This is a genomic window from Kitasatospora nipponensis (genome assembly GCF_039528135.1).
In the GTDB taxonomy this organism is placed as follows: domain Bacteria; phylum Actinomycetota; class Actinomycetes; order Streptomycetales; family Streptomycetaceae; genus Kitasatospora; species Kitasatospora nipponensis.
This window is the reverse complement of record NZ_BAAALF010000189.1, coordinates 6624-15715: the sequence shown is the minus strand read 5'-3', so window position 1 is coordinate 15715 and position 9092 is coordinate 6624. Positions and strand designations below refer to the sequence as shown.

Sequence of the window (9092 nt, the reverse complement as noted above, 5' to 3'; positions counted from 1 at the left end):
CACCGCGACCGGGCGCGCCGAGCACCGCGGCCCCGGCGAACGCGCCGGTGGCCCCCGGCAGCTGCCCCGCTGGGTCCCGCGGGCGGCGCTGCCGCTGGCGCTGGTGCTCTGGCTGCTCTCGCTGCGCGGGGTCCAGTTGGGCCGGATGGGTGACCTGGGCCTGCTCCAGGTGCTGCCCGCGCTCTACTGGGCCGGCATCGTGGTGCTCACCCTGGGCTTCGCGGCCGCGCTGCGCGACCCCGGCACCGGCCGGGGCTGGCCGGCCGGCTACGTGCTCGGCCTGATCGCGATGATCCACGCCACCCCGAGCCTGCTCTACCCGCAGCTGCGCTACGCCTGGGCCTGGAAGCACATCGCCGTGCTCGACGAGATGATGCGCCACAACGGGACCGTGCCGCACGCCCAGGAGCTGGACATCTACAACCAGTGGCCGGGCTTCTTCCAGCTCAACGCGCTGGTGCTGCGGGCCACCGGGCTCCACTCGGCGCTCGGCTACGCGGTCTGGACGCCGGTGATCGTCAACGTCCTGCTGCTCGGCCCGCTGCTGCTGCTCTACCGCTCGGTCACCCAGGACCGCCGGCTGGTCTGGGGCGGGGTGTGGATCTTCTACTCCGCCTCCTGGATCGGCCAGGACTACTTCTCGCCGCAGGCCTTCGCCTTCCTGCTCTACGTCACGATCATGGCCGTGCTGGTGCGCCGGCTGCAGGCGGTGCGCGCGGCGGGCGGGGCGCACGGGCTGCGCGCCCCGGGCCGGGAACCGGACCCGGCGGTGGCCGGCTGGCGGCCCTCGCGGCTCGCGTTGCTGCTGGTGCTGGAGGCCGCGATCGTCTCCTCGCACCAGCTGACCCCGCTGATGCTGATCAGCGCCCTGCTGGTGCTCTGGCTGCCCCGGCGCAACCGCCGCACCGTGCTGCCGCTGCTGCTCGGCGCGGTCGGCATGACCCTGCTGTGGAACGCCACCGTGGCCCGCCCCTTCGTCTCGGCCAACCTGGGCGGCTTCGTGAAGGCGCTCGCCGCGCCGGACTCCAACGCGCTGGCCGGCCTGGCCGGGCTCGGCTCCGCCTCCAGCGGCCAGGTCCTGCTCGCCTGGGTGGACCGCGGGATGTCCGCCACGCTCTTCGCGCTCGCGCTGGCCGGCTTCGTGCGCCGCCCGTGGGTGCGGCGCACCGGGCTGCCGCTGCTGGTGATCGCGCCGCTGCCGGTGCTGGCCGCCAACAGCTACGGCGGCGAGATGCTCTTCCGCGCCTACCTCTTCGCGCTGCCCGCCACCGCGTTCCTGGCCGCCGCGCTGCTGCTGCAGCCCGGCTCCCGGCCGCGGCTGCGCGCGGTGGCCGCGCTGGGCGTGCTCTTCGGCCTGCTCGGCGGCCTGTTCTTCGGCTACTACGGCAAGGAGGACATGAACCACTTCACCACCGGCGAGGTGACCGCCGGCCGTTACCTGGCCGAACACGCGAGCACCGGTGCGCTGATCATCTCGGTCACCAGCGACCTGCCGGGCCTGGACCTCAACTACGAGAACCACGACCGGCTGGTCTTCACCCAGAGCAGCCTGACCTTCCAGCACCTGGTGGTCAGCGATCCCCAGGCGGCGCTGGACCGCGCGGACAACGGGTTCGGCCCGGCCGCCTACCTGATCCTCACCCGCGCGCAGGCCGCCGACGTCGACCTGACCGGGATCATGCCCGCCGGCACGGTGGCGAACGTGCAGGCCGCCGCCGACAGCTCACCGCGGCTGACCCGGATCTACCAGAGCCCGGACGCGGTCATCTACAAGTTCCTGCCCGCCCACACGGGAGACACCCGATGACCCCTCGCGTGCGGCTCGCCCTGGCCCTGAGCGGCTGGGCGGCCCTGCTCGTCACCGCGCTGCCGGCCGGTTTCCCGCTGCGGGTGGTGCTGCTGGCCGCGTTCCTGCTGCTGGGGCCGGGCGCGGCCGCGGTGCGCCCGGTGTCGCCGCGCCGCACCGACCCGCTGGACGCCCTGGAGGGCCTGGTGCTGACGGTCGCGGTCAGCCTGGCGCTGCTGGCCCTGGTGGCCGAGGCGTTCTACCTGAACCACGCGTTCACCGTGCCGCGCGCGGTGGGGGCGCTGGCGGCGCTGACCACCCTGCTCACGCTGCGCCCGCGGCGGTGGCCGCCGGGGCGGAGCGGTGGGCGCGGGGCGGGTCCGGGCCGCTGGTCCGGGGCGCCCCCGTCGGCCGAGCCACCGCCGTCCGCACCGCCGGACCCACGGCTGCCCGACCCACCGCTGCCCGATCCGCTGCCGCCGGACCCGTTGCCGCCCGACCGGCTCCCGCCGGACCGGCCGCCGTCCCCGCAGCTGTTCGCCCGCCGGCTCGCCGTCCGGTCCGCCCGCCACCGGCCGGCCCGCTCGCCGCGCCCGCTCGTCCACTCGCCGGCCGGGCCGCGGGTGGCCGCGGTCGGCCTCCTGCTGCTGGTGGCCGCCTGCGGGGGCACCCCGGCCGCCCCGGGCAGCACCCCGGCCGTGACGCCGACCCCGCCGGTGGGACCGGCCCCGGCCGCCGTCCCCACCGACCAGCCCGCCGCCGCCGGTCCCTGGCACCAGGTCTTCGCGGACACCTTCGAGGGGACGACCCTGGACAGCTCGCGCTGGACCACCTGCTACGACTGGAACAACGCCGGCTGCACCAACGGCGGCAACCACGAGCAGGAGTGGTACCTGCCGAGCCAGGTCACGGTGGGCGGCGGGGTGGCGACGCTGACCGCCACCCGGCGGGACACCCCCGGCACCGACGGCGGCAACCACCCCTGGACCTCGGGCATGATCAGCACCGGCCGGGACTCCTGGGACGCCCAGCCCCGGGAGACCTTCACCTACGGCTACTTCGCCGCCGCGCTGCGGATTCCCCCGCAGGGCGGCATGTTCCCGGCCTTCTGGCTGCTGCCCGTCACCCGTTCGGCGCCACCGGAGCTGGACGTCGCCGAGTTCCCGGAGGTGACCCGGCAGGTCGACATGAACGTGCACTGGGTGGGGGTGTTCGGCAACGAGGAGACCGCCGGGCAGAGTTACGGGCCGGTGGACTTCCCGGCCGGTTACCACGTCTTCGCGCTGGACTGGGAGCCGCACGCGCTCACCTGGTACGTCGACGGGGTCCAGCGCTGGCAGCAGACCGACCCGCAGCGGATCCCCTCGGTGGCGATGGAGCTGATCGTCAACCTCGCGGTCGGCTACCCGGGCGCCGCGCCGGCCGGGCCGTGCAGCGTCAGCCGCGGGTGGCCGGCGGCGGCCACCGCCGCGCGGATCCGCTCGTCGACCATCTCGTAGTGGGTGCAGCTGAGCACGACGGCGGCCGTGCCGGGCGGGGTGAGCGCAGCCGCGGCCGCGATCGCCTGCTCGAGCGCGGCCTCGTCGGCCTGCTCGACGGCCTCGGCCAGGCCCGGGCAGGGCACCTCGGTGACCGCCGCGCCGTCGGCGAAGTCGGCGATCAGCCCGCGCTGGTAGGCGCTGCCGGTGGTGGCCGGGGTGGCCCAGATGGCCACCGGGCCGCCGCCCAGCGCGGCCGGCTTGATCGCCGGGACGGTGCCGATCACCGGCAGTCCGGGCTCCAGCGCGTCGCGCAGCGCGTCCAGCGCGTGCACCGAGGCCGTGTTGCAGGCCACCACCAGCGCGTCGGGTCGGTAGGCGGCCGCGGCCCGGGCGCAGGCCAGCGCGTGCTCGGCGATGTCCTGGGGCGTGCGCGGGCCCCAGGGCATGCCGTCGGGGTCACAGGAGAGCACCAGATCGGCGTCCGGCCGCTGGTGCCGCAGGGCAGCGGCGGCCGCGAGCAGTCCGATTCCGGAGTCCAGCAGTGCGATCTTCACAGGGAACGACCCTAGCCGATCCGCGCGTGGCAGCCACCCTGGTGCGGCCGCTGCGGCAGACTGCCAGCGTGATGCTGCTGCTGTGGACGAGCGGGTTGTCGCTGCTCTGCTGGCTCTGGCTGGCACTGGGCCAGGGGTTCTTCTGGCGCACGGACCTGCGGCTGCCGCCGCACCGCCCCGCGCCGGCGCGCTGGCCGCGGGTGGCGGTGGTGGTGCCGGCCCGCGACGAGGCGGCGGTGCTGCCGCTGAGCCTGCCCGGGCTGCTGGCGCAGCGCTATCCGGGGCGGTGCGAGGTGATCCTGGTGGACGACCACAGCACGGACGGTACCGCCGAGGTGGCCCGCAAGCTGGCGACCGACGGGGGTCTGCCGCTGACCGTCAGCACGCCCCCGCCGCTGCCGCCGGGCTGGACCGGCAAGCTGTGGGCGCTGCGGCACGGGGTGGAGCTGGCCGGCGGTGCGGAGCTGCTGCTGCTGACGGACGCCGACATCGCGCACGGCCCCGACCTGCTGGCGGCCCTGGTCGCCGGCGCGGAGGCCGAGCGCCTGGACCTCGTCTCGCAGATGGCGCGGCTGCGCACCGAGACCGGCTGGGAGCGGCTGATCGTGCCGGCCTTCGTCTACTTCTTCGCCCAGCTCTACCCCTTCCGGTGGAGCAACCGCCCCGGCGCCCGGACCGCGGCGTCGGCCGGCGGCTGCACGCTGGTGCGCCGCGCGGCGCTGGAGCGGGCCGGCGGGATCGCGGCGATCCGCGGTGCGGTGATCGACGACGTCTCGCTGGCCCGCGCGGTCAAGGGCTCGGGCGGGCGGACCTGGCTGGGGCTGGCGGAGCGCTCGCCGGAGCTTCGGGTGCTGAGCGTGCGCCCCTATCCGGGGCTGGCGCCGCTGTGGCGGATGGTCAGCCGCAGCGCCTACGCCCAGCTGCGGCACTCGCCGGCGCTGCTGGTGGTCACCGTGCTCGGGCTGGCCATGGTCTACCTGGTGCCGGTGGCGGCGACGGTGCTGGGCCTGGTCGCCGGCCGGCCGGTGCCGCTCGCGCTGGGCGCCGCGGCCTGGGCGCTGATGGCCGCCACCTTCCTGCCGATGGTCCGCTACTACGGCCGGCCCCACCCGGCGGCGCTGCTGCTGCCGTTCACCGCCCTGCTCTACCTGCTGATGACGCTCGACTCCGCCGTGCAGCACTACCGCGGGCGCGGCGCCGCCTGGAAGGGCCGCACCTACGGGGCGAGCTGACGGCCGGCGGCCCGGCCTCAGCGCCCGAGCGCGCGCCGCAGGGCGGGCTTGACGAACTCGTAGCGGCCCATCTGCTCGGCGTCGCGCAGCCAGCGCAGCGGCCCGGGGCGGTGCGCCAGCGCCTCGGCGTACAGCTGCTCGAAGGCGGTGGTCGCGGCCTCCAGCGAGAACCGGCCGACCACCCAGCCGCGTCCCCAGGCGCCCAGCTCGGCGCGGCGCGGCGGGTCGTCGAGCAGCTCGCGCAGCTGGTCGGCCAGCACGTCCGGCGAGCGGGTGCCGGCGCCGGTGCCGTACATGCAGCGCGAGGCGTGCGCCTCGACCAGCGGTCCGGGCTGGTGGATCGCGCTGTAGCCGGCCGCGCCGTGCACGATCACCGGCTTGCCGAAGGCCAGGCCGCGCAGCGCCGAGCCGCCCATGCCGAGCACCACGTCGGCCGCCTGGTAGGCCGGGCGCGGGTCGGCCAGCTGGCCGGGGACCAGGACGGCCTCGCGGCCCAGCTCCGTGTTGGCCGCCCGGGCCGCCGCGCGCAGGCGCTCCAGGCTGGGGCCGGCGCCGACCACCGCGAGCCGGACCCGCGGGTCGGCCAGCCGGCGCACCGCCTCGACGGTGAGCTCGGCTCCCGCGTCCTTCTCCAGGTCGGGCACCAGCCGGGTGACCACGGCCAGCAGCAGCTCGTCCGGCCCGATCCCGTGCTCGCGCCGGAAGTCGGCCCCGTCGACCTCTCCCGGTGCGTCGCTCGTCGTGTCGACCGGCGGCTCGATCAGGCTCAGCGCCCGGTGGCCGAACGCCCGGCCCTGCGGCAGCAGCGCGCCCAGGCCCAGCACCAGCGGCTGGTGGCGGGGCATCCCGCGCAGCATCCGGATCCCGTAGAAGGTGGTGACGACCGGCAGCCGGCCCAAGCGCCCGGGGCCGAAGTAGGCGTTGCGGGCGGCCCGCACCTCCCAGGCGTGCAGCAGCTCGCTGCCGTGCTCGGCCGCCAGTGCCCGCAGCCGCCGGCGCAGCACGGCGCGCGGGGTGTCGGGCCCGCCGCAGACCACCAGGTCCAGCCCGTACCCGGCGGCCCGCTCCACCAGCGGCGCGGGGCCGGCCACCCCCTGGGCGAAGAGCACCGGGTGGTGGCCGCGGGCACGCAGGGTGCGGGCCAGGTCCAGCGCGTTGAGCTGGGCCCCGCCCAGGGCCAGGTTGTTGAGGTGGACGAGCACCCGGACCGGACGCACCCTCACTCCTCCCACTGGTGCGGCACGAAGACCGGCGCGGCCAGCACGACGGCGCGCGGCGGGGTGTCCAGCAGCGGACCGAAGACGTCGAACTGGCCCACCGAGTGCCAGCTCATCAGCGTGCCGCCGTCGGTGCGCCCGATGCCGTAGAGCCCGGCCCAGAGCGTGTAGCGCCCGCGCGGCAGCGGCAGCCGGGGGATCACGCAGGCCAGCCGGTGGTCCCCGCCGGCCAGCCGCACCTCGTGGCTGAGCTGGAAGATCGGGCTGGCGGTGCCCTCGCTCACCCCCAGGTGCAGGGTGGCGTCACCCCGGTAGTCGCCCGCCAGCGTCAGCTCGACGGTCATCGGCTCGTCGGTGGTGAGGTTCTCCCGCTCCTCGCCACGGACCTCGTGCCCGACCAGCCGCACCGGCTCGCCCGTGCGCGCGCCCGCCTCGGACTGGGCCTCGATCGAGTCGCGGTAGCCCGCCATCGCCTCGCGGATCCCGGCGTCCACCCGGATCGCGCCCTGCTCCAGCCAGATGCCGCGCGCGCAGATCGACTCCACCGCCGGCAGGTCGTGCGAGACGAAGACCAGCGTGGTGCCCTGCTCCAGCACCTCGCGCATCCGGTCCAGGCAGCGCTGCTGGAAGACCGCGTCGCCGACCGCCAGCACCTCGTCGACGAGCAGCACGTGCGGCTCCAGGTAGGCGGCCACCGCGAAGCCCAGCCGCATCTGCATGCCGGAGGAGTAGAACTTCACCTGGCGGTCGATCGCCCCGCCGAGCCGGGCGAACTCCACGATGTCGTCGAACCGGCCGGCCACCTCGGTGCGGCGCAGGCCCAGCAGCGCGCCGAACAGGTAGATGTTCTCCCGGCCGGTCAGGTCCGGGTGGATGCCGGCCCGGATCTCGATCAGCGCGCCGATCCGCCCGCGGACGTCGATCACCCCGGCGTAGGGGTACATCACCCGGGTCAGCATCTTCAGCAGGGTCGACTTGCCCGAGCCGTTGGAGCCGATCAGCCCCACCGACTCGCCGGGCTCGATCCGCAGCGAGATGTCGCGCAGCGCCCAGCGCCAGTCCTCCCCGCGCCCGCCGCGCAGCCGGCGCACCGCCGCGTCCACCCGGTCGCGCAGCAGCATCCGCTGCTGGTCGGCGCGGAAGCGCTTCCAGACCTGCTCGGTGCGCACGGTGCCCGGCGCCGGCGCCGGGCGGCGGATCGCGTCAGGCGACATCGGCGATCCCCGTCTCCAGCCTCTTGAAGAGCAGGTAGCCGCCGACCAGGAAGACCACCGAGCTGGCGGCGGCGGCCAGCGTCAGCCGCAGGTCGGGCGCCTCGCCGTAGAGCAGGGCGCGCCGGTAGCCCTCGATCACCGCGCCCAGCGGGTTGAGGGCGCAGTACACCTCCTGCCAGGCGTGCGGGATCTTGGCCAGCGGGTAGGCCACCGGCGTGGCGAAGACCCCCATCTGGGTGATGATCGGCAGCAGGTGGCGCACGTCGCGCAGGTAGACCACCGCCACCGACAGGATCAGCGCCACGCCGTAGGTGAAGGCGAACTGGACCACCAGCAGCGGCAGGACCCAGAGCAGGGTGGCGGCCGGCGGGGTCCAGAAGACCAGGAAGAGCAGCCCCAGCACGCCGGTGGCCACCGCCATGTCGACCGTCGCCACCAGCATGGTGGCCAGCGGGAACACCTCGCGCGGGCAGTAGACCTTGTTCAGCAGGCTGAGGTTGTTGGCCAGGCTCAGCGCGCCCTGGTTCATCGTGTTGCTGAAGAACTGCCAGACGATCAGGCCGACGTAGGCGAAGAGCGTGTAGGGGGTGCTGCCGGTCTCGATCCTCACCGCGCGGTGGAAGACCAGGGTGAAGATCGCGCAGAGCGCCAGCGGGGTCAGCACCGCCCAGGCGAAGCCCAGCACCGCCTGCTTGTAGCGGGCCCGCAGGTCGCGTTCGGCCAGCGCCCGGACCAGCTCGCGGGCCGCCCACAGCTCCCTGGCCACCTGCCCCGGACGTAACCGCCGGTGGAAGACCAGCTCGGGCGGCGGCCCGGCCGGCGCCTGCTGGCCGCCCCGCCGCGCACGCGCCCCGACGAGCTGCGCGGGTTGTCCCGGCACGGGCCCCACCCTCCCCAGTCAGGCCGACCGGCGACCCGGTCGCCCACCACTGTGGCACAGACCGTGACCAGCGGGGAGGGCTTTGCGCAAGCCCGCCGAGCGGGGGTGGCGGCGCCCGCTCAGCTCTTCTTGGACCGTGTGGCGTCGAGGAGTTGGTCCAGCACGCCGGGCATCGCCTCGACCCCGCCGGCCCGGCTGGGGCTGGTCTGCCAGCGGCCCTGCACCACCGCGGTGGGCAGCTCGGCGATCTCGTAGCGGGTCAGCTCCTCGGGTGCCCGCTCGACCTGCTCGGTGACCTCGGCGGACTCGTAGGCGGCCCGGAAGGAACCCGCGTCGAGCTGCTGGCCCGCGGCCCAACCGGCCGCGGAGTCCTCGGTGGTGAGGTCGAGGTGCTGGTCGCGCACGGCCCGGAAGACCGCCGCCTGCAGCCGGTCCACCGCGCCGAGGCGCTCCAGGGTGTAGAAGAGCCGGGCGTGCGCGCGCTCCACGGTCTGGTCGGAGGTGCCGGGCCAGACCGCGGGCAGCCGGCGCAGCACCACGTCGGACGGCTGGCGGGCCTGCCACTGCTCGAGCGGGCCCTCCAGCAACTGCGAGTGCGCGCAGCCGTACCAGAAGACCTCGAGCACCTCGCGCCGGCTCGTGTCGCGCACCGGCTGCGGCCGGTTCAGGGCGGCGTACGGTTCTCCCTCGCGCACCGCCCCCGGGGCCGCCGACCGCGCCACGGGGGC

Annotated in this window: 7 protein-coding genes and 1 pseudogene; 3 read left to right on the top strand and 5 right to left on the bottom strand. The window is 75.5% G+C overall.

What is annotated here, in order from left to right; translation table 11 throughout:
- Together ABD323_RS33525 and ABD323_RS33520 are read left to right on the top strand one after the other, a co-directional pair.
- The coding region (locus ABD323_RS33525) for a glycosyltransferase (protein WP_344445837.1) at positions 1-1807 on the top strand (1807 nt) is incomplete at its 5' end.
- On the top strand, positions 1804-3285 hold the full coding sequence (locus ABD323_RS33520) for a glycoside hydrolase family 16 protein (protein WP_344445836.1): 1482 nt from the start codon (positions 1804-1806) through the stop codon (positions 3283-3285). The genes ABD323_RS33525 and ABD323_RS33520, both read left to right, overlap by 4 nt.
- Here the strand turns inward: ABD323_RS33520 and ABD323_RS33515 are convergent.
- Positions 3201-3821: pseudogene (locus ABD323_RS33515) on the bottom strand (glutamate racemase); the annotation flags it as partial. The gene ABD323_RS33520 and the pseudogene ABD323_RS33515 sit on opposite strands and share 85 nt — an antisense overlap.
- Before the next feature lie 71 nt (positions 3822-3892).
- On the opposite strand from ABD323_RS33515, the gene ABD323_RS33510 reads away from it, so the two are divergent.
- Positions 3893-5053, top strand: a complete 1161-nt coding sequence (locus ABD323_RS33510) for a glycosyltransferase (RefSeq protein ID WP_344445838.1) — start codon at positions 3893-3895, stop codon at positions 5051-5053.
- Positions 5054-5070: 17 nt separating this feature from the next.
- Here the strand turns inward: ABD323_RS33510 and ABD323_RS33505 are convergent, their stop codons facing one another.
- From ABD323_RS33505 to ABD323_RS33490, 4 genes are all read right to left on the bottom strand, one after another.
- Positions 5071-6270 carry a glycosyltransferase family 4 protein gene (locus ABD323_RS33505; protein WP_344445835.1) on the bottom strand — a complete coding sequence of 400 codons (1200 nt, stop codon included), beginning with the start codon at positions 6268-6270 and terminating at the stop codon, positions 5071-5073.
- Between the two features lie 2 nt (positions 6271-6272).
- Positions 6273-7484: an ABC transporter ATP-binding protein gene (locus tag ABD323_RS33500; protein WP_344445834.1), complete on the bottom strand. Its 1212-nt coding sequence runs from the start codon at positions 7482-7484 to the stop codon at positions 6273-6275.
- Positions 7474-8364 (bottom strand): ABC transporter permease, encoded by an 891-nt coding sequence (locus ABD323_RS33495; RefSeq protein ID WP_344445833.1) that lies wholly within the window; start codon positions 8362-8364, stop codon positions 7474-7476. Before ABD323_RS33495 ends, ABD323_RS33500 begins: the two co-directional genes overlap by 11 nt.
- Before the next feature lie 119 nt (positions 8365-8483).
- Positions 8484-9092: thiol:disulfide interchange protein DsbA/DsbL (locus ABD323_RS33490; protein ID WP_344445832.1), on the bottom strand; the 609-nt coding region annotated here is incomplete at its 5' end.